At 68.4% G+C, this 22468-nt stretch carries 20 protein-coding genes and 1 pseudogene; 15 read left to right on the plus strand and 6 right to left on the minus strand.

The window, feature by feature from the left end:
* The first annotated feature begins 127 nt into the window (after positions 1 to 127).
* From AC5P9C_RS14755 to AC5P9C_RS14775, 5 genes and pseudogenes are all read left to right on the plus strand, one after another.
* Positions 128 to 763 (plus strand): ubiquinone biosynthesis accessory factor UbiJ, encoded by a 636-nt coding sequence (locus AC5P9C_RS14755; protein WP_074725792.1) that lies wholly within the window; start codon positions 128 to 130, stop codon positions 761 to 763.
* The gene (ubiB, locus tag AC5P9C_RS14760; protein WP_074725791.1) at positions 760 to 2415 is read left to right on the plus strand and encodes a ubiquinone biosynthesis regulatory protein kinase UbiB; all 1656 of its coding nucleotides are present in this window, start codon (positions 760 to 762) and stop codon (positions 2413 to 2415) included. The genes AC5P9C_RS14755 and ubiB overlap by 4 nt, the downstream gene beginning before the upstream one ends.
* Before the next feature lie 5 nt (positions 2416 to 2420).
* Positions 2421 to 2999 carry an O-methyltransferase gene (locus tag AC5P9C_RS14765; protein ID WP_343543087.1) on the plus strand — a complete coding sequence of 193 codons (579 nt, stop codon included), beginning with the start codon at positions 2421 to 2423 and terminating at the stop codon, positions 2997 to 2999.
* A 107-nt stretch (positions 3000 to 3106) separates the two neighbouring features.
* The gene (locus AC5P9C_RS14770; RefSeq protein WP_370596896.1) at positions 3107 to 3874 is read left to right on the plus strand and encodes a pseudouridine synthase; all 768 of its coding nucleotides are present in this window, start codon (positions 3107 to 3109) and stop codon (positions 3872 to 3874) included.
* Positions 3875 to 4004: 130 nt separating this feature from the next.
* Positions 4005 to 4166, plus strand: a pseudogene (locus AC5P9C_RS14775) (pseudouridine synthase); the annotation flags it as partial.
* Positions 4167 to 4240: 74 nt separating this feature from the next.
* Here AC5P9C_RS14775 and AC5P9C_RS14780 read toward each other — a convergent pair.
* Positions 4241 to 4789 carry a DUF2059 domain-containing protein gene (locus AC5P9C_RS14780; protein ID WP_370596897.1) on the minus strand — a complete coding sequence of 183 codons (549 nt, stop codon included), beginning with the start codon at positions 4787 to 4789 and terminating at the stop codon, positions 4241 to 4243.
* 113 nt (positions 4790 to 4902) lie between these two features.
* On the opposite strand from AC5P9C_RS14780, the gene arfB reads away from it, so the two are divergent.
* The 3 genes from arfB to dcp all read left to right on the plus strand — a co-directional run bounded on the left by arfB (position 4903) and on the right by dcp (position 8208).
* Positions 4903 to 5334 carry an alternative ribosome rescue aminoacyl-tRNA hydrolase ArfB gene (arfB, locus tag AC5P9C_RS14785; protein ID WP_005420755.1) on the plus strand — a complete coding sequence of 144 codons (432 nt, stop codon included), beginning with the start codon at positions 4903 to 4905 and terminating at the stop codon, positions 5332 to 5334.
* Between the two features lie 4 nt (positions 5335 to 5338).
* On the plus strand, positions 5339 to 5941 hold the full coding sequence (locus tag AC5P9C_RS14790) for a lysophospholipid acyltransferase family protein (RefSeq protein ID WP_049466721.1): 603 nt from the start codon (positions 5339 to 5341) through the stop codon (positions 5939 to 5941).
* 110 nt (positions 5942 to 6051) lie between these two features.
* Positions 6052 to 8208 (plus strand): peptidyl-dipeptidase Dcp, encoded by a 2157-nt coding sequence (gene dcp / locus AC5P9C_RS14795; protein WP_057493986.1) that lies wholly within the window; start codon positions 6052 to 6054, stop codon positions 8206 to 8208.
* A 210-nt stretch (positions 8209 to 8418) separates the two neighbouring features.
* Here dcp and AC5P9C_RS14800 read toward each other — a convergent pair whose 3' ends face one another.
* The gene (locus AC5P9C_RS14800) at positions 8419 to 8865 is read right to left on the minus strand and encodes a 3-dehydroquinate dehydratase (RefSeq protein WP_343542939.1); all 447 of its coding nucleotides are present in this window, start codon (positions 8863 to 8865) and stop codon (positions 8419 to 8421) included.
* A 3-nt stretch (positions 8866 to 8868) separates the two neighbouring features.
* Positions 8869 to 9270: a hypothetical protein gene (locus AC5P9C_RS14805; protein WP_053461854.1), complete on the minus strand. Its 402-nt coding sequence runs from the start codon at positions 9268 to 9270 to the stop codon at positions 8869 to 8871.
* 203 nt (positions 9271 to 9473) lie between these two features.
* Between AC5P9C_RS14805 and lepB the strand changes: the two genes are divergently transcribed.
* Both lepB and AC5P9C_RS14815 read left to right on the plus strand, forming a co-directional pair.
* Positions 9474 to 10100: a signal peptidase I gene (gene lepB, locus AC5P9C_RS14810; protein WP_343542941.1), complete on the plus strand. Its 627-nt coding sequence runs from the start codon at positions 9474 to 9476 to the stop codon at positions 10098 to 10100.
* A 126-nt stretch (positions 10101 to 10226) separates the two neighbouring features.
* The gene (locus tag AC5P9C_RS14815; RefSeq protein ID WP_414615188.1) at positions 10227 to 11483 is read left to right on the plus strand and encodes an MFS transporter; all 1257 of its coding nucleotides are present in this window, start codon (positions 10227 to 10229) and stop codon (positions 11481 to 11483) included.
* Between the two features lie 132 nt (positions 11484 to 11615).
* Here the strand turns inward: AC5P9C_RS14815 and AC5P9C_RS14820 are convergent, their stop codons facing one another.
* Positions 11616 to 12533 (minus strand): LysR family transcriptional regulator, encoded by a 918-nt coding sequence (locus tag AC5P9C_RS14820; protein ID WP_049466732.1) that lies wholly within the window; start codon positions 12531 to 12533, stop codon positions 11616 to 11618.
* Positions 12534 to 12822: 289 nt separating this feature from the next.
* A complete protein-coding gene (locus AC5P9C_RS14825; RefSeq protein ID WP_053461858.1) occupies positions 12823 to 13791 on the minus strand; it encodes a LysR family transcriptional regulator in 969 nt (322 codons plus the stop codon).
* A 110-nt stretch (positions 13792 to 13901) separates the two neighbouring features.
* On the opposite strand from AC5P9C_RS14825, the gene aceB reads away from it, so the two are divergent.
* The 4 genes from aceB to AC5P9C_RS14845 all read left to right on the plus strand — a co-directional run bounded on the left by aceB (position 13902) and on the right by AC5P9C_RS14845 (position 20852).
* Positions 13902 to 15524: a malate synthase A gene (aceB, locus tag AC5P9C_RS14830; protein WP_103283190.1), complete on the plus strand. Its 1623-nt coding sequence runs from the start codon at positions 13902 to 13904 to the stop codon at positions 15522 to 15524.
* A gap of 64 nt (positions 15525 to 15588) precedes the next feature.
* Positions 15589 to 16890 (plus strand): isocitrate lyase, encoded by a 1302-nt coding sequence (gene aceA / locus AC5P9C_RS14835; RefSeq protein ID WP_049467982.1) that lies wholly within the window; start codon positions 15589 to 15591, stop codon positions 16888 to 16890.
* Positions 16891 to 17305: 415 nt separating this feature from the next.
* Positions 17306 to 18346 (plus strand): GGDEF domain-containing protein, encoded by a 1041-nt coding sequence (locus tag AC5P9C_RS14840; RefSeq protein WP_049467980.1) that lies wholly within the window; start codon positions 17306 to 17308, stop codon positions 18344 to 18346.
* Positions 18347 to 18359: 13 nt separating this feature from the next.
* Positions 18360 to 20852 (plus strand): putative peptide modification system cyclase, encoded by a 2493-nt coding sequence (locus AC5P9C_RS14845; protein ID WP_414615189.1) that lies wholly within the window; start codon positions 18360 to 18362, stop codon positions 20850 to 20852.
* A gap of 7 nt (positions 20853 to 20859) precedes the next feature.
* On the opposite strand, the gene AC5P9C_RS14850 is transcribed toward AC5P9C_RS14845, so the two are convergent.
* Complete coding sequence (locus tag AC5P9C_RS14850) at positions 20860 to 21156, minus strand: NHLP-related RiPP peptide (protein WP_049467976.1); 297 nt, start codon at positions 21154 to 21156, stop codon at positions 20860 to 20862.
* A 138-nt stretch (positions 21157 to 21294) separates the two neighbouring features.
* On the opposite strand from AC5P9C_RS14850, the gene AC5P9C_RS14855 reads away from it, so the two are divergent.
* Positions 21295 to 22461, plus strand: a complete 1167-nt coding sequence (locus AC5P9C_RS14855) for a putative peptide maturation dehydrogenase (protein ID WP_074726522.1) — start codon at positions 21295 to 21297, stop codon at positions 22459 to 22461.
* Positions 22462 to 22468: the final 7 nt, after the last annotated feature.

Below are 22468 nucleotides of genomic sequence, written 5' to 3' on the forward strand. Positions count from 1 at the left end.
CAACCACGGAATGCCCGCTGTTGCTGTTGCTGTTGGGGTTGAGGTTGCCGGCCAGCGGCCGGCACTACCGCGGGTGCCGGGCGGCAGCCCGGCCCAAGCTCCCCACCCACGCAGGTAGAATGCGCGCATGGCTCCTTCCCTGCTCAAGTCCCTCAAGCCGGTCGCTGGCCGCGCCCTGCAGATCGCCCTGAACCGCGCGCTGGCGCTGGATCCGGATACCCGCCATGCCCTGGCCAGCCTCGATGGCCGGCACATCGACCTGACCCTGGAAGCGCCGTCGCTGGCAATGCGCATCAGCGTTGATGGCGACCAGCTGCGGGTCGGCCCGGTGGATGCGCAGGAAGCCGACCTGGCCGTGCGCAGCAGCCTGGCCGGCGTGCTGGCGCAGCTGCCGCTGCTGGCCAACGCCCGGCGCGGCGAATCCAACAGCAAGGGCCGCGTGCGCGTGGCCGGTGACGCCGAACTGGCGCGCCGCCTGCAGCAGCTGGCCAAGGGCTTCGATCCGGACTGGCAGCAGCCGTTCGTCAGCGTGTTCGGCGAGGTACTGGGGGTGCAGGTTGCCAACACCCTGCGCAGTGCCCTGCAGCATGCGCGCCAGGGGGCAATCGACCTGGCCCACAGCGCCGCCGAATTCATCACCGAGGAGTCGCGCGATGTAGTGCCGCGCGCCGAGCTGGATGCCTTCCACGATGACGTGGACGTGCTGCGCGATGACGTCGAGCGCCTCGGCGCACGCGTGCAGCGCCTGCCGGGTGCCGCATGAAGGCCGTGCTGCGGGCCAGCCGCATCGGCCGGGTGATCCTGCGTTACCGCCTCGACGACCTGCTGCAGGGCACGCCGGCCGAGCGCTGGCTGCGCCTGGCCAAGCCGTTCGTACCGCGTGCCTCGGCCGACATCGCCGTGCAGTCGCGCGGTGCGCGCCTGCGCCTGGCGCTGCAGGATCTCGGCCCGATCTTCGTCAAGTTCGGCCAGATCCTGTCCACCCGCCGCGACCTGGTGCCGCCGGACGTGGCCAACGAACTGACCCTGCTGCAGGATCGGGTCAAGCCGTTCGATGGCGAAACCGCACGCCGCATCGTCGAGGATGCCCTCGGCCGGCCGGTCAGCGAGGCGTTCGCCAGCTTCGATACCGAACCGCTGGCCTCGGCCTCGATCGCGCAGGTGCATGCGGCCACGCTGGCCGATGGCCGCCAGGTGGTGGTCAAGGTGCTGCGCCCGGGCATCGAGAAGCAGATCGACGCCGACATCGCCCTGCTCAATTCGCTGGCCGCGCTGGTCGAGCGTACCCATCCGCGTGCCGACAAGATCCGTCCGCGTGAAGTGGTGGCCGAGGTCGAGAACACCCTGGCCGCCGAACTGGACCTGCAGCGCGAAGGCGCCAACGCCAGCGTGCTGCGCCGCTTCTGGGAACACAGCGACGATCTGTACGTCCCGGAAGTGATCTGGAGCCACACCGCCGAGCGTGCACTCACCCTGGAGCGGGTGTGGGGCATTCCGTCCGATGACATCGTCGCGCTGGACAAGGCCGGCATCGACCGCAAGGCGCTGGCTGCCAAGGGCGTGCGGGTGTTCTACACCCAGGTGTTCCGCGACAACTTCTTCCATGCCGATGCGCATGCCGGCAACATCTGGGTCGACACCGATCCGGCGCGCCGCGCCAATCCGCGCTTCATCGCGCTGGACTTCGGCATCATGGGGCAGCTGTCGCAGGAAGATCAGTACTACCTGGCCGAGAATTTCATGGCCATCTTCAACCGCGACTACCGCCGCATCGCCGAGCTGCATGTGCAGGCGCGCTGGATGCCGGACAACGTGCGCATCGATGATCTGGAAGCAGCCGTGCGTTCGGTGTGCGAGCCGTACTTCACCCGCCCGCTGTCGCAGATCTCGCTGGCCGAAGTGCTGATGAAGCTGTTCCGCGTGGCCCAGCGCTACCAGCTGACCCTGCAGCCGCAGCTGATCCTGCTGCAGAAGACCCTGCTGAACATCGAAGGCGTCGGCCGCCAGCTGGACCCGCAGATCGACATCTGGGCAGTGGCCAAGCCGGTGCTGGCGAAGATCCTGCGCGAGCGCTACAGCCCGCGCCGGGTGGTGCGCGAGATCGGCAAGCGCCTGCCGGAGATCATGACCCACGCGCCGGACATGCCGCGCCTGGTGCATGCCTGGCTGACCCAGCAGGTGGAGGGCCGCCATGAGCTGGCGATGCGCTCGCGCGATCTGGTCGCGCTCGACGCCAGCGTGCAGCGCCTGCAGAAGCGCGCGGTCGGCGCAATCACCGGCGTTGGCCTGCTGGCCATCGCCGCGCTGATGTACGTGCTGCAGCCGCCAGGCTGGTACTGGGGTGAGGTGCCGATGTGGAGCTGGGTGTCCGGTGCCGTCGGTGCGCTGGCGCTGGCGCGCGCGTGGTGGAAGTAGACCCGGTGCTGCGGGCGCTGAAGGATGAGCTGGCACGCTTCGGCGCCGAGAACGACGCGCGTGAAAGCCAGCGCGGCCGCCGCATGCTCAACATCACGCCGGACACCGGCGAATTCCTGTCGGTGCTGGTGCGTTTCGGCAATGCGCGACGGGTGCTGGAAATCGGTACCTCCAACGGCTACTCCACGCTGTGGCTGGCCGAGGCCGCCGCCGCCATCGACGGCCACGTGACCACGCTGGAATTTGCCGAGGACAAGGCGGCGATGGCGCGCTCCACGTTCGCGCGCAGCGGGTTGGCCGCGCACATCACGCTGGTGCATGGCGATGCCGGGCAGTGGTTGGCCGAGGCCGCCGAAGGCAGCATCGACCTGCTGTTCCTCGATTCGGACCGCGCGCAGTACGCCGGCTGGTGGCCGCAGCTGCGCCGTGTGCTGCGGCCGGGGGGCCTGCTGGTGGTGGACAACGCCACGTCGCACGCGGTGGAGATGGAGCCGTTGCGGGCGCTGCTGGACACTGATCCGGCGTTCAGCACCAGCCTGGTGCCGGTGGGCAACGGCGAGCTGCTGGCCGTGCGCAACGGCTGACCGCCGCGCCACACACCCGTGATCCGGTAGTGCCGGCCGCTGGCCGGCAACCGCAGCAATCCAACTGCCCGGAGGCAGCCGGCCAGCGGCCGGCTCTACCCCATTCAGTGCCCAGCCCCGATAATCCTGCGGTGAGTACCGAACCTGACACCCTCGCCGCGGTCGAGACTGAAACCGTGCCCCTGCAGCTGCTGCACCTGGACGAGCGCTTGGCTGTGGTCAACAAGCCCGCCGGGCTGATGGTCCACGACAGCAAGCTGGCCCGAGGCGAGGACGACTTCCTGGCCGACCGCCTGCGCGAGCAGCTGGGCCGCCCGATCTTCCTCGTGCACCGCCTGGACCGGGCCACCAGCGGCTGCCTGCTGCTGGCCTTCGACCGCGAGACCGCCAGTGCGCTGGGCAAGGCGCTGATGGGTGGCGAAGTGGCCAAGGACTACCTGACGGTCTGCCGGGGCTGGCCGGCCGAGCTGTCGTGGCGGGTGGACCATGACCTGGATGGTGGGCCGGGCAAGCCGGTGAAGAAGCCGGCGATCACCGATTTCCAGCGCCTGGCCACCGGCGAGCTGTCGGTGCCGGTGGGTGAATTCACCCGCTCGCGCTACGCGCTGCTGCGCTGCCAGCCGCAGACCGGGCGCTTCCGGCAGATCCGCCGGCATCTCAAGCACCTGTCGCACCACATGATCGGCGATACCAGCCACGGCGATGGCCGCCACAACCGCATCTTCCGCATGCAGGGCGTGCATCGCATGCTGCTGCACGCCGAGCGCCTGCGGTTCCCGCATCCCGACGGCGGCGCCGTGGATGTCAGTGCGCCGCTGGACCGTGAATTCCAGAAGGCGCTGGACCTGTTCGGCTGGCAGGTGGACACCGTTTGACGGTAGTGCCGGCCGCTGGCCGGCAGCTGCGTGATTCCAGATGTACTGCGGAGCCGGCCAGCGGCCGGCACTACCTCATTTCTTTTCCGGTTCGTTGACGATCGCTTCCAGGTCCTTCTGCAGCTCTGCAAACAGGATCTTCCGCATGCAGGGCGTGCATCGCATGCTGCTGCACGCCGAGCGCCTGCGCTTCCCGCATCCCGGCGGCGGCGCCGTGGATGTCAGTGCGCCGCTGGACCGTGAATTCCAGAAGGCGCTTGACCTGTTCGGCTGGCAGGTGGACACCGTTTGACGGTAGTGCCGGCCGCTGGCCGGCAGCTGCGTGATGCCAGATGTACTGGGAGCCGGCCAGCGGCCGGCACTACCTCACTTCTTTTCCGGTTCGTTGACGATCGCTTCCAGGTCCTTCTGCAGCTCTGCAAACAGGGGCTGCATGCGGGCCTGGATGGCCACCATCACGTTCTGCATCAGCGCCGGGGTCTTGTCCAGCAGGCTCTGGCCGGCCGCGCTCTCGTAGAACTCGGCCATTGCCAGCACGTCTTCCTTGCTGAAGGTCTTCTTGTACAGGTCCACGTACATTGGCCGCAGCTGTTGCCACGACATCGCCTGGCGCAGGGTCTGGCTGGTCCGGGCCTGGATCCGCTTCAGCTGTTCCTGCTGCTGGGCGGTGAGCTGGCGCTGCGCGGCCACCTGCTGGAACTGCTGCTGCTGCATGGCTTCGATCTGCGGCACCATGGTGTCGATCATGCTCTGCGCGCGCGAGGCCGACAGCAGGCGGTTGATGTCGCCGTCGGTCGGCGGGGCGGCCAGGGCCGGAACGCTGGCCACGGCCAGCGCCAGCAGCAGGGCGGCGCGGCGCAGCAGGGACGGCAGGGCGGGTGTGAAGCGGGTCATGCGGGGCTTCCTGCGGTACATGGGACCGCCAGCATACCCGCAGCCCAGGCGAAGGCGGCGTGTTCGGTGCCTGATCGGCGGCATACGGGGCGCGATGGCGCACTCCACCACGTGCCTGCCGCTACAATGCGCGGATGGGCAGTGGACCGGTCACCATCAGCGCGCAGCTTGAAATCCCCGACGGCGAGATCGTCGAGCGGTTCGTGCGCGCCAGCGGCGCCGGCGGCCAGAACGTCAACAAGGTGTCCACCGCGGTGGAACTGCGTTTCGACGTGGCCAACTCGCCCTCGTTGCCCGAACCGTTGCGCGCGCGGCTGCTGGCGCGGCGTGACCGGCGCATGACCGGCGAAGGCGTGCTGGTCATCGACGCGCAACGTTTCCGCACCCAGGATCGCAATCGCGAGGATGCGCGCGAGCGGCTGGCGGCCTTCATCCAGGCCGGGCTGAGCGTGCCCAAACCGCGCAAGGCCACCAAGCCGACCCTCGGGTCGAAACTGCGTCGTCTGGACGCCAAACGCGGGCGCGCGCAGATCAAGCGCGGGCGCTCATCACGTGACTGGGAGTGATTGCTTGAACAACCCGACTTCGTTGCTGCCGGCCGTGCCGCCGCAGATGCCGCAGGTCAAACCCAACGCCTTCCTGCGCTGGCTGGCGCGCTGCACCCTGCGTCTCGGTGGCTGGAAGGTGACCGGCACCCTGCCTGACATCCCCAGGCTGGTCTTCATCATTGCCCCGCATTCGTCCAACTGGGACGGGCTGTGGGGCATGGCAGCGAAGATCGCGCTGGGCATGAAGGTAAAGGTGCTGGGCAAGGCGTCGCTGTTCTGGTGGCCGCTGGGCCCGCTGCTGCACCGGCTGGGCGTGATCCCGCTCGATCGCAGCTCGCCGCAGGGCACGGTGGGCCAGGCCGTGGACCTGCTGCGCAACAACGAGAAGATGTGGTTCGCCATCACCCCCGAGGGCACCCGCAAGGCGGTGAAGGACTGGAAGGCCGGCTTCCTGAAGATTGCCCGGATGGCTGACGTACCGATCCTGACCGCGTATTTCCACTATCCGGAAAAGACCATCGGCATCGGTCCGCTGTTCACCCCGAGCGGCGACGATGTGGCCGACATGGCTGCCATCCGGGAGTTCTACCGGCCCTGGATCGGCAAGACCCGCGGCACGGTCTGAGCCGGTTGCAGGCCGCCGCACAGACGCCACGTCCGGCACATGCCGGGCGAGCGCGACAGGAGTAGGGTGGAGGGCTGGTATCCATACCGTCTGCCCAAGGAGCGTTTTACATGTCGCGTACCGTAGTCCTGGCCGCCGCCATCAGCCTGGCGCTGGCGGCCTGTTCCGGCAAGGAGTCCACCCCCGTGTCCGATGCCCAGAAGACCCCGGCCCAGCAGCCGGCCGAAGCCTCCACCAATCCGCTGCTGAGTGCCAGCACGCTGCCGTTCCAGGCCCCGCCGTTCGACAAGATCAAGGACAGCGACTACCTGCCGGCGTTCGAAGAGGGCATGCGCCAGCACCTGGCCGACGTGCGCAAGATCGCCGACAGCAGCGAGCCGGCCACCTTCGACAACACCATCGTGGCGATGGAGCGCAGCGGCGAGACCCTGACCCGCGTGTCGCGCATCTTCTTCGGCCTGGTCCAGGCCGACACCAACGATGCGCGCCAGAAGATCCAGGAAGAAGTGGCGCCGAAGCTGGCCGCGCACCAGGACGAGATCAACCTCGACCCGAAGCTGTTCGCGCGCGTGAAGTCGCTGTACGACCAGCGTGACACGCTGGAGCTGGACCCGGTGCAGAAGCGCCTGGTCGAGCACTACTACGATGGCTTGGTGCGCGCCGGTGCGCAGCTGTCCGACGCTGACAAGGCGACCCTGCGCAAGCTCAACGTGGAAGAGACCACCCTCTCCACCCAGTTCCATACCCGCCTGGTGGCCGCCACCGCCGCTGCGGCCGTCGTCGTCGACGACAAGGCCAAGCTGGCCGGCCTGGACGAGGATGCGATCAACAACGCCGCGGCCGCCGCCAAGGAACGCAAGCTGGACGGCAAGTTCCTGCTGCCGCTGCAGAACACCACCCAGCAGCCGGTGCTCGGCTCGCTGAGCGATCGCGACCAGCGCGCCGCCGTGCTGAAGGCCTCGGAGACCCGCGCCGAGCGCGGTGATGCCAACGACACCCGGCAGACCGTGCAGCGCCTGGCCCAGCTGCGTGCGCAGAAGGCCAAGCTGCTCGGCTTCGACACCTTCGCCGACTACCAGCTGGGCGACCAGATGGCCAAGACCCCGGCTGCCGCGCTCAAGCTGCTGACCGACACCGTGCCGGCCGCCACCGCCAAGGCGCGCGCCGAAGCCGGTGAGATCCAGAAGGTCATCGACGCGCAGAAGGGCGGATTCCAGGTCGCCGCATCGGACTGGGACTTCTATGCCGAGCAGGTGCGCAAGGCCAAGTACGATCTGGACGAGTCGCAGATCAAGCCGTACTTCGAACTGGACAACGTGCTGCAGAACGGCGTCTTCTACGCCGCCACCCAGCTGTACGGCATCACCTTCAAGCCGCGCACCGACATTCCGACCTACAACCCGGACATGAAGGTGTACGAAGTGTTCGACAAGGACGGTACCTCGCTGGCCCTGTTCTACACCGACTACTTCAAGCGTGACAGCAAGTCCGGCGGCGCCTGGATGGACGTGTTCGTCGAACAGGACGGCCTGACCGGTGCCAAGCCGGTGGTCTACAACGTCTGCAACTTCACCAAGCCGGCCGCCGGCCAGCCTGCGCTGATCAGCTTCGACGACGTCACCACCATGTTCCATGAGTTCGGCCATGCGCTGCACGGCATGTTCTCGAACGTGAAGTACCCGTCGATCGCCGGCACCGCCACCTCGCGCGACTTCGTCGAGTTCCCGTCGCAGTTCAACGAGCACTGGGCGCTGGACCCGAAGGTGTTCGCCAACTACGCCAAGCACTACAAGACCGGCGAGGCGATGCCGCAGGAACTGGTCGACAAGATCCTCAAGGCGCGCAGCTTCAACCAGGGCTATGCGACCACCGAGTACCTGTCGGCCGCGCTGCTGGACCTGGCCTGGCACACCCAGAAGGCCGATGCGCCGCTGCAGGATGTCGGCGCCTTTGAAGCCAGCGCGCTGAAGAAGTTCAAGGTCGACCTGCCGCAGGTGCCGCCGCGTTACCGCACCACCTACTTCGACCACATCTGGGGTGGTGGTTACTCGGCCGGTTACTACGCCTACTTCTGGGCCGAAGTGCTCGACCATGACGCCTACCAGTGGTTCACCGAGCACGGTGGGCTGACGGCGGCCAACGGCCAGGAGTTCCGCGACAAGATCCTCTCGCGCGGCAACAGCGTGGAGCTGTCGACCCTGTACCGCGATTTCCGCGGCAAGGATCCGTCGGTGGAACCGCTGCTGAAGTTCCGCGGGCTGAAGTAAGCGTGACCTGAAGTACGAAAGAAATAACGGCGGGGGAAACCCCGCCGTTTTTCGTTGCGTGGATGCCATCGACAGATTCCGCAGTGTGCCGCTCATCCACGCAGGGCGTGCATCCACTGCAGATCGCGTCATCCCACGGAATGCCAGCCGTTGCCGTCGAGGTTGCCGGCCAGCGGCCGGCACTACCGGGTACCGGGCACTGCCCGGCCATCACGTTCCCACGTGCACCCGGTTGGCCTGTTCGGCCAACCCCAGGTGATCCAGCGCGATATCCAGCGCCAGCACGTAGCTCTGCGCGCCATAGCCGGCGGCGATGCCCAGGCGCTGGCCGACACCGGCCGGCAGGCAGGGCTCGGCCACCGCGCCGTCGTCGTGGACCTCCACGTAGGCATTGTGCAGGTAGGGCAGCAGGCGTTGCAGGCGCAGGCTGTTGGCGCATGCGCCCGGGTCGAGCAGCGTCACTTCGCCGCGGCTGTGATCGGCCACGCGCAGCGCATCGAGCAGTTCCTGTTCCGACCCGCAGGCGCGGATCGCCACGCTGGTTCCGGCGTCGATCGCGCGATGCACCAGCGACTTCAGTACCTGCGCCGGCAGTGGCATCGCGGTACGGATCAGTGCGCCGGCCGCTTCCGGGCCGCGGATGATGAAGATCGACATGGCTCAGCCCTCCTGTGCCAGGCGACGGCCGACGATGGCCAGCGACAACGGGTACCCGGCCTGCTGGCTGCGCTGGTCGACCACCACGGCGGCCGGACCGTGCTGCAGGCGCAGGCGCGCGTCCAGGCCGGGCTCGCTGGGCGACTGCAGTTCGATGTACTGCGCCGGCAGCCGCTCCAGCGCCGCCTGCAACGCGCCGCCCTCGGCCTGCCATTGCGCGTCGTCGGCCACGCCGACATCCAGCAGCACCCAGTCGGCCGAACGCGCCTGCGGCTGGCACAGGCACTGGCGCACTTCGGACAGGCTGGCGCAGTCGCTGCACAGCACGCGATGGCCGGCCAGCTGTGCCGGCAGTTGGGGACGCGGTGCCGACGAAGAGGCGTGGCGGATCACCAGGAGGGTCATACAACACCTTGCGGAATGCGCCCTGTGGCGCGGTGGGCACACGATGCGCGTGGTGCCCGTAAAGGTGCGATGCCCGCAGCCGGGCCGGCGCGTAAAACCTGCGTAACCCCTTTCGTAGCGCCGGGCCCAGGCTCGCAGGGCGGCACGGGAACCTCTCCCGCCCGGATGGGGTCTGATGCAGCTTCCCTTACCCGGAGCCTGTCATGGATGCTGTTGCCCGTCCTTCCCTTCCCGAACGCGCGCTGCTCTGGCTGAAGAAGGAAGCATTGCCGCTGCTGGTGATGCTCGGCCTGCTCGCCGCGGCCCGCGATACCCTGGCCAACCACTACGTGGTGCCCAGTGGCTCGATGCAGCCAACCCTGCAGCCCGGCGACCGGGTGGTGGTGGACATGCGTGCCTATGGCCTGCGCCTGCCGTTCACCGGCAAGGAACTGATGTCCACCGGCGTTCCGCAGCGCGGTGAAGTGGCGGTGTTCGATTCACCTGCCGACGGCACCCGGCTGATCAAGCGCGTGGCGGCGGTGGCCGGTGACCATGTGCAGATGCGCGAGGGCCATCTGAGCATCAACGGCCAGCCGCTGCAGATTGCCGACCTGCAGGACGTGGAAGCCTTCGGCGAGCGCCGAGCCCGCCTCGATCTGGACATGGGGGGCGGTCCGGACATCGCCGACCTGGTGGTGCCGGCGGGCAAGGTGCTGGTGCTGGGTGACCACCGTGGCAACAGCTTCGACGGCCGCTTCTTCGGATTCGTCGACGCCGACAAGATCTACGGCCGCGCGGTGGCGGTGTACTACCGCCGCGGTGACGGTTTCGAGTGGCAACGCCTGTAAGCTGAATTGATACTTTCTATATATCAATCCTGATCTATCAGGTTATGGATCGACTGGATCGACGGGCCTAGTCTGAGGCCCGTTCCCTCCCATGCCCGGCCGTCCCCCCACCGGCCCATCGATCCCATGACTGGCGAAACCGCGGCGGCCGTCGAACGCCGCCCCCCCACTGTCGACTCCAGCGCAGAGACCCGCATCCAGCAGGGTACGCCGGCCTTCCGCCGCACCGCGCTGGCACTGTTCCTGGCCGGCTTTTCCACCTTCGGCCTGCTGTATACCGTGCAGCCGCTGCTGCCCGAGTTCAGCCGCCACTTCGGCGTGTCGGCCGCCGGCAGCGCGATGTCGCTGTCGCTGACCACCGGCACGCTGGCCGTGGCAATGCTGTTGGCCGGCCTGCTGTCCGACGCGGTCGGCCGCCGCCCGTTGATGATCGTCGCGCTGCTGGCCTCGGCCATGCTGTCGCTGAGCACGGCGCTGGTGGATGACTGGACCACGCTGCTGGTGCTGCGCACCCTGCTCGGCCTGGCACTGAGTGGCGTGCCGGCGGTGGCGATGACTTACCTCGTCGAGGAAATGGACAGCCGCGCGCTGGGCCTGGCGATGGGCCTGTACATCGGCGGCAACGCCATCGGTGGCATGAGCGGGCGCCTGCTGGCCGGCATCATCGCCGATCACTGGGGCTGGCGCTGGGGCATCGGCGTGGTCTCGATCATCGCCGTGGCCAGCACCGTGCTGCTGTGGCTGCAGCTGCCGCCGTCGCGCCATTTCCATCCCCGCCGCGATGGCCTGCGCCAGTTGCCGTCGCGCTGGCGCCTGCTGTTCGCCGACCCGGGCCTGCCGTGGCTGTTCGCCACCTCGTTCGTGCTGATGGGCGTGTTCGTCACCCTCTACAACTACCTGGGCTACCACCTGCTGGCGCCGCCGTACCACCTCAGCCAGACCGTGGTCGGCCTGATCTTCAGCGTGTACCTGGTGGGCACCTTCAGTTCGGCGTGGATGGGCCAGCAGGCCACGCGGTACGGGCGCGGCCGCATCCTGTCGATCTCGTTCGCGCTGATCGGCGCCGGCATCGCGCTGCTGGCGATGCCGTGGCTGAGCACGATGGCCCTGGGCATCGCGCTGGTGACCTTCGGCTTCTTCGGCGGCCACTCGGTGGCCAGCAGCTGGGTTGGCAGCCGCGCCGGTACGATGCGCGCAGAGGCCTCAGCGCTGTACCTGTTCGCCTACTACCTGGGCTCCAGCGTGCTGGGCGGGGTGGGTGGCCTGGCCTACGCGGCCTGGGACTGGCTGGGCGTGTGCGCGTTCGCTGCCGTGCTGACCCTGATCGGGGGTGGCATCGTCTGGGCGCTGCAGCAGCGCGCCCCGCAGCCGGTCACCGCGTGACCCACCGCGTACGGTCGTGCCGGCCGTTGGCCGGCAACCACGGTGTGGCGGATTTGCCGAGGTAGAGTCGACTGTTAGTCGACTGCTCTTCCATCAGACCGCGAAAACCCCCGCGCTGCGCCCGATAGTCGACTAACAGTCGACTCTACCGGCGAACGCCCCGCGCAGCAGCCCGGCGAAGTTGCGGATCAGCGGCGTGACGCGCTCGCGATGCCACGCCAGCTGTACCTCCGAATGCGCGCCGGCGTCGGCCAGCGCGACGAAGCGTGCGCCTTCCACCCGGATGTGGTCGCAGGACGATGGCAGGATCGCCGCGCCCAGCCCGGCGGCGGCCAGACTGATCAATGTCGACGCCTCGCCGGCTTCCTGCACGATGCGCGGCGTGAAACCCGCCGCCGCGCACAACGCGATCATGTGGTCATGGATGCCCGCGCCCGCACTGCGGCGAAATGCCACGAACGGCTCCTGTGCGAAGTCGCGCAACGACACCGTGCCCTGCTTCGACAGCCTGCGCAGGGCAGGGTGGTCGGCATGCACGATCAGCGCCAGCGGATCGACGAACAGGCTGTGCGCCACCAGCTCCGGCGGCAATGCGCGCTTGCGGATGATGCCCACGTCCAGGCGGCCCTCCAGCAGCGCATCGATCTGCTGCAGGGTGTTCATCTCGCTCAGCTGCAGCCGCACCTGCGGGTACTGCTGGCGGTAGCGCAGGATCGAACGCGGAATCTGCGGCGACAGCGGCGTAGCGCGGGTCAGGCCGATATGCAGTTCACCCTGCTCGCCGCGCTGCGCACGCTGCACCTCGTCCACTGCGGTTTCCACCTGCTGCACGATCGCGCGCGCGCGCTCCTGCAGCAGCTCCCCAGCAGGCGTCAGCTGCACGCGGCGATGGCTGCGCACGAACAGGCGCGCCCCGATCAGTTCCTCCAGCTGGCGGATCTGCTGGCTGAGCGGTGGCTGCGACATGCCCAGCCGCTCCGCCGCCTGGCCGAAGTGCAGCGTATCGGCGACAGCGAGGAAGTAGCGCAGGTGACGGAGTTCGATGGACATGGGTCCAGTTTATTCATCGTCAGCCGGAAATGAATCAGAGGCGGGGTCAGAGCCCGTTGCGCCGCAACGGGATCCGTCCCCGCCCACAGTTCGCAGAAAACTGTCGAAGGCGGGGTGGGTCCGGTTGCGGGGGCGTGAGCGCCATGGATGGCGCGACCGAGCCTCCATGGACGGATTTACGGCGTCCCCCGTAACCGGACCCACCCCGCCATCCCACGGAATTCCCGCTGTCGCCGTTGCTGTTGCTTCGGCCTCTGCGGGTGCAGGGCGCAGCCCTGCCGAACATCCCTCACCGCTCCGAATGCCCGCTCTGGTCGTAATCGCGCGGACTGAACAACTCCGGCTGGATCAGCTCGATGAACGCCCGCGCCTGCGCCGACAGTGCCTTGCCACGGCGCACGATCACCCCGTAGCTGCGCTCGGGGAACCAGCGCTTCATCGATCGCGCCGCCAGCCGCTCGCGATCGGCCTCGTGCAGGCACAGCGCGGGCACGATCGAAATCCCCATGCCCATCGCCACGTACTGCTTGATCACCTCCCAGCCGCCCACCTCCAGCGCCACCGTGTAGGCGATGCGGTGGCGCTGGAACACCTGGTCGACCAGGCGGTAGGTGATCTGCCGCTTCGGCGGCAGCACCAGCGGATAGCGCGCGATGTCAGCCAGCTCCAGCTCGCCACCGGCAGCCAGAGGATGGTCGTGCGGTGCGATCAGGACCTGCTCGAAGCGGTAGGCCGGGGCGTAGGTCAGGTCGGCCGGTACATCGGTCATCGAACCGATTGCCAGGTCGGCGGCATCCTCGCGCAGCAGGTCGGTGCCATCGGCGCTGATCGCGTTGTGCAGGGTCAGGCGCACGTCCGGGTGGTGCAGGCGGAAGCGCTCGACGATCTTCGGCAGCAGGTACAGGATCGTCGAACTGTTGGCGGCGATGTTCAGCTCGCCCGCATCCAGGCCGCGCACCTTGTCGCGGAAGCGGGCCTCCAGCCCGTCCAGGTTCTCCACCAGCGGCTGCGCCATTTCGTACAGCAGCTGGCCCTCGCGGCTGGGCACCAGGCGCCGCCCGCTGCGCTCGAACAATGGCACCCCCAGCTCCCGTTCCAGGGCCTGCAACTGCAGGCTGATGGCCGGCTGGCTGACGAACAGCGCCTCAGCCGCCCGTGAGACCGAACCCAGGCGCACGGTCTGGCAGAACGCGCGCAACGGCTTCAGCCGATCCGATTTGTAGGAAAAACGCGGACTTGGCGGGGTGCGTGTGCTCATCGTGTCACGAGTATTAGCACAACTTATGTAGAACATTGCAAAAACTGTTTTGCCAAATACTCAGGCCCGGCGGCACCGTGGAGTCGTTCCCCCACCGCTGGAGTCGCCCCATGTCCGCCGTCGCTTCCGCTGTTCCCACCCCCGCCGCGAAGGCCACCCCCGGTATCGCTCTGGCGACGCGCGTGGCCGGCCAGGACACCCTGCTGCCGGCGCCGCTGCTGGCCCTGCTGGTGTCGCTGCACCGTGCGGTGGAACCGGGCCGGCAGGCACGGCTGCAGGCCCGCCGTGAACGCCAGGCGTTCTTCGACCAGGGCGGCCTGCCGGACTTCCGCGAGGACACCGCCGCGATCCGCAGCGGCGACTGGCGCGTGGCGCCGCTGCCGGCCGCGTTGCAGGACCGCCGCGTCGAGATCACCGGGCCGACCGACCCGAAGATGGTCATCAACGCGCTGAACTCCGGCGCCAAGGTGTTCATGGCCGACTTCGAGGATTCGACCTCGCCGACCTGGCGCAACCTGTTGGCCGGCCAGCAGTCGCTGGCTGCGGCGGTGCGCGGCGATCTGCAGTACACCGCCCCCAATGGCAAGCACTACACGCTGCGCCCGTACGACGAACAGGCGGTGCTGATCGTGCGCCCGCGTGGCTGGCACCTGGACGAAAAGCACGTGCGCATCGACGGCCAGTTCCTCGCCGGTGGCCTGTTCGACGCGGCGGTGTTCGCCTTCCACAACGCCCGCACCCTGCAGGCGAAGGACCGTGGCCCGTACTTCTACCTGCCCAAGCTGCAGAGCATGGAAGAGGCGGCGCTGTGGGAGACCGCGCTGTCGCACATCGAGGGCATGCTGGGCCTGCCGCATGGCCAGATCAAGGTGACCGTGCTGATCGAAACGCTGCCGGCGGTGTTCGAGATGGACGAGATCCTGCACGCGCTGCGTGACCGCATCGTCGGCCTTAACTGCGGGCGCTGGGACTATATCTTCTCGTACCTGAAGACCTTCCGCCGCCACGCCGACCGCGTGCTGCCCGAACGCGGCCAGGTGACCATGACCCAGCCGTTCCTGAAGGCGTATTCGGAACTGCTGATCCAGACCTGCCACCGCCGCGGTGCGCATGCGATGGGCGGCATGGCCGCGCAGATTCCGATCAACAACGATGCTGCCGCCAACGAACAGGCGATGGCCCGCGTGCGCGCCGACAAGCTGCGCGAAGTCAGCGCCGGCCATGACGGTACCTGGGTCGCGCACCCGGCGCTGATCCCGGTGGCGATGGCGATCTTCGACGAGCACATGCCCGGCCCGAACCAGCACGGCGTGCTGCGCCAGGATGTGCGCGTCGGCCGCGACGAACTGATCGCGCGGCCGCCGGGCACGATCACCCGCGCCGGCTTCGAAGGCAACGTGGAAGTCTGCGTGCGCTACCTGGCAGCGTGGCTGGATGGCAACGGCTGCGTGCCGATCCACCACCTGATGGAGGACGCGGCCACCGCCGAGATCAGCCGCAGCCAGCTGTGGCAGTGGCTGCATACGCCGGGCCAGCAGCTGGACGATGGCACCGCGATCGACCTGGCCCTGCTGGATGCCACCCTGGCGCAGCTGCCGGCGCGGCTGGGCGACACCACCGCGCTGCCCGGCGGCGCGCGCATCGGCGAGGCCATCGCCCTGCTCGGCGAACTGAGCCGCAGTGACGAACTGACCGATTTCCTGACCCTGCCGGCCTACGCGCGCATCGATTGACCGACTGCCCGCCCTCCCGCCGTTTCCCTCCCCGCTGTACGCACGAACCGAACTGGAGAAAGACATGAGCACGCTGCCCACTGCCGAACAGATCCAGCACGACTGGGACACCAACCCGCGCTGGGAAGGCATCCAGCGCAACTACAGCGCCGCCGACGTTGTGCGCCTGCGCGGCACCGTCCACATCGAGCATTCGCTGGCCCGCCTGGGTGCGGAGAAGCTGTGGGCGTCGCTGCACGAGCGCGAGTTCGTCAACGCGCTGGGTGCGTTGACCGGCAACCAGGCCATGCAGCAGGTCAAGGCCGGGCTGAAGGCGATCTACCTGTCCGGTTGGCAGGTGGCGGCCGACGCCAACCTGGCCGGCCAGATGTATCCGGACCAGTCGCTGTACCCGGCCGATTCGGTGCCGGCGGTGGTCAAGCGCATCAACAACACGCTGCTGCGCGCCGACCAGCTGCACCACGCCGAAGGCAAGGACGAGATCGATTTCCTGCAGCCGATCGTGGCCGATGCCGAGGCTGGCTTCGGCGGCGTGCTCAACGCCTTCGAACTGATGAAGGCGATGATCGAGGCCGGTGCTGCCGGCGTGCACTTCGAGGACCAGCTGGCCTCGGTGAAGAAGTGCGGCCACATGGGCGGCAAGGTGCTGGTGCCGACCCGCGAGGCGATCGAGAAGCTCAATGCCGCGCGGCTGGCCGCCGATGTGCTGGGTGTGCCGACCCTGCTGGTGGCGCGCACCGATGCCGAAGCGGCGGATCTGCTGACCAGCGACATCGACGGCAACGACAGGCCGTTCACCACCGGTGAGCGCACCGTCGAAGGCTTCTACAAGACCCGCAACGGCCTGGACCAGGCGATCAGCCGCGGCCTGGCCTATGCGCCCTACGCCGACCTGGTGTGGTGCGAGACCGGCAAGCCGGACCTGGAGTTCGCACGCAGGTTCGCCGAGGCGATCCACGCGAAGTTCCCGGGCAAGCTGCTGGCCTACAACTGCTCGCCCAGCTTCAACTGGAAGAAGAACCTGGACGACGCCACCATTGCGAAGTTCCAGCGCGAACTGGGCAGCTACGGCTACAAGTTCCAGTTCATCACCCTGGCCGGGTTCCATGCGTTGAACTACGGCATGTTCAATCTGGCCCACGGCTACGCACGCCGCCAGATGAGCGCGTTCGTCGAGTTGCAGGAAGCCGAGTTCGAAGCGGCCGAGCGTGGCTTCACTGCGGTCAAGCACCAGCGCGAGGTCGGTACCGGCTACTTCGACGCGGTGACCCAGGCGATCCAGCAGGGCCAGTCGTCGACCACCGCGCTGACCGGCTCCACCGAGGAAGAGCAGTTCCATGGCGGGCGCAGCGAACGCGCCGCGTGATCCGGTAGTGCCGGCCGCTGGCCGGCAACCCATCGATGTTTCCGAAGCCCATGCAGCTGCCGGCCAGCGGCCGGCACTACCGGGCACCGGGTGATCAGGGTGGCCAGGGAAGGGCCAGACAACGCCGGCCGGTCGGGGGACCTGCCGGCGTTGTTGTATCGATGCAAGCAGGCGGCCAGCGGGCAGCGTCAATCAGGCGCACCCCGGCCCCGGCAACTTGGCCGAAACCCTGTGAAACCCGGCATCGGATTGATCCGGCAAGGGTTTTGCCCGGACACCGGTGACCAGAACGGGCCACCGCCGATCTTCACATCCGGGAAGCGGGGCGGAAGGCTCAAAATGAGATAGGACGCACACTTTAAAGCGGTGCTATGCTCCGCGGCTCACCAGGGGACGCTGGCGGCGGGTGCAGGGAATGACCGGCAGGGGTGCGGCCGAGAACAGTGATATGACGACAGGTATCGCCCGCGTGGCGATGGCCGAGATCGTGCACGCGCTGTTGTCCGATGCCGAGGTGGCATTGTTTGCCAGATTCGCCCGCCCATGCAAGCTTCATGCCGGACAGTGGCTGTTCCAGCGTGGCCACCGCGGCGAGCGCATGTATGTGATCCTCGACGGCCAGATCGAACTGGACTTCGGCGAGGACCTGGTGATCAAGACGCTCGGGCGGCACGAGTTCTTCGGAGAACTGGGCCTGCTGGTCGGCGATCACCTGCGCAGCGCCAGCGCGCGTGCGCTGGTCGACTGCGATGTGCTGGAGCTGGGGCCGGCCGACTTCCACCGCTTGGTCGAATCCGATCCCGGGCTGGTGGCGTACTTCCTGCGTCGCACGATCATGCGCGTGCTGACCAACGAACAGGCCCTGATCAGCCAGCTGCGCCGCCGCAACCACGACCTGGAAACCGCGCTGGACAACCTGTACATCACCACCCACCAGCTGACCCACACCCGTGAGCTGGTGCGAACCGATGAGCTGACCGGCCTGCACAACCGCCGCGGCCTCACCCTGTACCTGCAGGAATGCCGCGTGCATGCCGACGGGCCACCGCAGGCACTGCTGCTGATCGACTGTGACCGCTTCAAGCAGATCAACGACCGCCATGGCCACCAGGCCGGCGACCGCGTGCTGCAGAGCATGGGCAACATCCTGCGCTCGATGGCCGGCGAGCAGGACCTGGCATGCCGGCTCGGCGGCGATGAGTTCTGCCTGATCCTGCGCCGCGGCAACCGCGAGATCGTGCAGCACGCGGCCGAGTTCATCATCAGTGCGGTGCATGGCCTGCTCGAGCGCAGCCATGGCACGCCGCATGTGAGCCTGGTCAGCATCGGTGCCTGCCTGCTGGCGCCGGAGGCAGGCTGGAGCGAGTGGTATGCCTGCGCGGATCGTGCGCTGTACCAGGCCAAGCGCGATGGCGGCAACTGCCTGCGCTGGGCGGATGATCCGGACGGCCAATAGGGAGAGGCAGGCGATGAATGGCGACAACGGAACGTCAGCCCCGCATAGCCCCCAGCTACGCGCCCTGCTGTTCACCGACCTGTGTGATTCGCTGCAGCTGGTCGAGCGGATCGGCGATGTGGCGGCGGCAAGACTGTTCCAGGAACACGACCGCCTGGTACTGGTACTGCAGCAGCGCTGGAACGGCCAGCTGATCGATCGCTCCGATGGCTTGTTCATGCTGTTCGAGCGCGCCGTCGACGCACTGGGCTTCGCCCTGGACTACCAGCGCGAACTGCACGCGCTGGGCCAGCAGCGCGCGATTGAACTGCGCGCGCGCGCCGGCCTGCACGTGGGCGACGTGCTGACCTGGGAGAACAGCGCCGAAGCGGTTCGCGCCGGTGCCAAGTCGATGGAAGTGGAAGGCCTGGCCAAGCCGATGGCCGCGCGCCTGATGACGCTGGCCCGCCCCGGCCAGATCCTGCTGTCGGCGGTCGCCGAATCGCTCACCCGCCGCGCCACCGATGCACTGGGTGAGCGTGGCGCGCGCCTGCTGTGGAAGTCGCACGGGCGCTGGCGCTTCAAGGGCGTGCCGGTGGTGCAGGAAGTGATCGAAGTGGGCGAGATCGGCTCGGCGCCGCTGCGCATGCCGCGCGCCAACGCCAAGGCGCGCCGCGACCTGCCGCTGTGGCGGCAACCGCTGGTGATGGCCGCCGAAGGCCTGATCCTGGCCGCGGCCGTGCTCGGCGGCTGGCTGCTGCTGCGGTCGGAGCCGGCCATTGCCTTCGCCGAACGTGACTGGGTGGTGCTTGGCGATGTCGACAACCTCACCGGCGATCCGATCTTCGATGACTCGATGCGGCACGCGATCCGGATCGCGCTGGAGCAGTCGCGCTACGTGAACGTGCTGTCGGAAGGCAAGATCCGCGAAAGCCTGGAAATGGCGCGGCTCTCGGGCGATACCCGGCTCAACCGCGATACCGCGGTCGATGTGGCGGTGCGTGAGGGCGCGCGTGCGGTGCTGCTGCCGACCGTGCGGCAGAAGATCGGTGGCTACGAGCTGGCCATCGATGTTGCCGCGCCGGGCAGTGGCCAGGTGATCCAGACCTTCACCGCCACCGCCGATCGATCCGACCAGATGGTGTTCGCGGTGGACGACGTGGTCGGTCGCCTGCGTCGCGGACTGGGTGAGTCGGTGGCCAGCCTCGAGCAATCGCTGCCGCTGCCGCGCGCTTCGACCCAGGACCTGCGCGCGCTGCGTGCGTTCGCGCTGGCCGAAAGCGCGCTGGGCCAGCGTCGCTTCGAAGAGGCACGCAACCTCTACCAGGCCGCGATCGACATCGATCCCGGTTTTGCCCTGGCCTACATGGGCGTGGCCAAGCTGCATGCGCGCGTCGAGGAAGGGCGGCGCGCGCGCGAAGCCATGCAGCACGCGCTGGACCTGCAGGATCGACTGCCGCCACGCGAGCGGCTGTACCTGAAGGCCTGGATGGCCGAGCTGGAGCCCGGTGGCTGGCCACTGGAGCACTGGCGCACGCTGGCCAAGGTCTATCCGGATTCGTTCGCCGGGCTGTCCAACACGTCCTGGTACCTGTTGCAGGCCAACCAGTTCAGCGAGGCCGAACCCTATGCGCGTGCGGCCGCGGTGCCGCAGGATCCGCTGCGCCTGTATCCGCTGGTCCACCTGGTGCGGATACAGATCGCCGCCAACCAGCCGCAGCTGGCGGCCGAGACGCTGGCCCAGGCACAGGTCCTGCGCGGCCGTGATGATGCCGATGAGACCGGCGTGGACGTGCTGGTCGCGCAGGGCCAGTACGCCAAGGCCGCGCAACTGCTGCCGCAGATCCGTGCCGCCGATGCCCTGCAGCAGCGCATGAAGCTGCGCGCGCAACTGCTGCTGGCGGCCGCGCAGCGCGATTGCGCGGCCATGCAGCAGGCGGTACGCGAAGACGCACCGGCGCCGACGCTGGCCGACTTCCAGGTGCAGCAGCGACTGCAGCACGCCAGCGTATCGGCGCTGTGCGGCACGGCGGACCGGACCGGACTGCAGGCCACCGCCGCACTGCTGCAGCCGATGCTGCAGGAGCGCGATGATCCCATGCTGCATGCGCGTGGCCTGCAATGGCTGGCGCTGGTGCACCTGGCCCAGCGCCAGGGCCAGTTCGATCTGGCCAGGCGCTGGCTGGACGAGCAGCGGCCGCTGCTGAGCAGCCTGCGTAGTCCAGTCGCGGAACGCTGGCTGCGCATCGTCAGCGCGGAGGATCAGCTGGAGATGCAGCGACCGGATGCCGCCCGCACCCTGATCGAGCCGATGCTCGACGGCAACGAGCCGGTGCAGGCCCACGTGGTGCTGCTGCTCGCGTTGCGTGCGCAGGGCGACGACGCGGCCGTGCGCCGGCAGCAGGCCTGGCTGGCCCAGCACCGTGGCCGGGCGATTGCCGAGGTCACCGCGCTGCAGGTATGGCAACCGCTGAACGTGCATGACGTCTCGACCTGGGCGACGCCGGCCGCGACGGGCGCACCCTGATGGCGGCTCAACCGTCGATGCGTTCGCCGACCCTGCCCGCTTCGAAGCAGAACACCACCGTCATGGCTGCCACCGAACCGGACAGATGGGCCTGCAGTGCATCGCGCACCCGGCGCAGCTCCTCGACCGGGGCCAGGGTGTCGATCTTCATGCAGTCGCTTTCACCGACGGCCGCATCCAGGCCGATCGAGGCCAGCGCCTCGCCCGGCGCAGCAGTGAAGTGGCGGCGGAAGTCGTCATTGCCGATCAGATGGTCCAGCAGGGTGCTGGCGTCCGCGGCGGAGAGGCGGGGATGGGTGCTCATGGGGAACGTCCGTAGGTGGAGCTACTCGTATCGGCCGCGACAGCCTGCCATTGAGGGCCGGGCGGTGCACATCGCTAAAGTTGGCCGCGCTGCGGTCGTTGCTGCTATGCCGGCTGTGCGGCACAAGGAAGGAAACCGATGCGCCTGCGCCGCTGCGCCAGCCTGATGTTCGAGCCGCGCGAGGCGGTCACCCTGGACCTGCGCGCGATGCTGGCCGGCCATGCCGAGATGGACAGCCAGATCAGCTGGGTGGCGCTGGCCGCCCATCTGGACCAGCCGCTGCCGGTCGATGCCGAGGAGCGCCAGCTGCTGGGCGAGCTCAGCGCGCACCGCTGGAGCGAACCGCCGGCCGATGCGTCCCCGGCCATGCTGGCCCGCCTGGTCGAACAGGGCCTGCTGCTGACCGACCCACCGAGCGAGGTGGGGCACCAGATGCGCGACGAAGCGCTGCGGCGCAGCCAGTGGTGGCCGTTGGCCGCGCTGGCCCATCGCCACGCGCGCTGGCAGGCCGTGGACAGCGTGGACGACATGCGCCGGCAGGGCCTGGACACCGCCGCCGGCCTGCGCCAGCGTCTCGGGCCGCCGCCGCCGGTGGTGCAGCCGATGCAGGGCGACTACCAGCCACTGCCGCGCAGCGAAGAGGCGGCGTTCGACGCCCTGCTGGCGCGCCGCGCGACCTGCCGCAACTTCGACCCGCAGCGCGCGCTGCCACTGCCGCTGCTGGCCCAGGTGCTGCAGCGCACGCTGATGGCCCACGCGGTGCAGAAGGTCGAGCGTGATACCGAGTTCCTGAAGAAGAACGTGCCTTCCGGTGGCGGCCTGCATCCCACTGAGGGCTTCCTGCTGGTGCAGAACGTGGAAGGACTGGCACCGGGCCTGTACCACTATCATCCGGTGCAGCACGCCGTGCTGCCGCTGCCGTCGCCGCCGCCGCAGGCGTTGCCTGCGATGGCACGGCGGATGCTGTCCGGGCAGGCGTGGTTCGCCGATGCGCCGGCGCTGCTGGTGCTGGCGCCGCGCTATGACCGCTGCTTCTGGAAGTACCGCAACCATGCCAAGGCGCACCGTGCGGTGACGCTGGACGTGGGCCACATTTCGCAGTTGCTGTACCTGTGCGCCACCGAGCGCGGGCTGGCAGCGTTCGTGACAGCGGCGATCAACGATGCCGATGTCGATCGTGCCTTCGGCTTCGATGGCATCGGCCAGAGCGCGATGGCCATCTGTGGCCTGGGGTGGCGCAGCGCCACGCTGGACACGGCCGAATTCGATCCGGCCGGGCGGGTGGTGGCGGGCGACGGCCCCTGAGCGGCCG

The organism is Stenotrophomonas sp. YJH_SMC_10, from assembly GCF_059371555.1.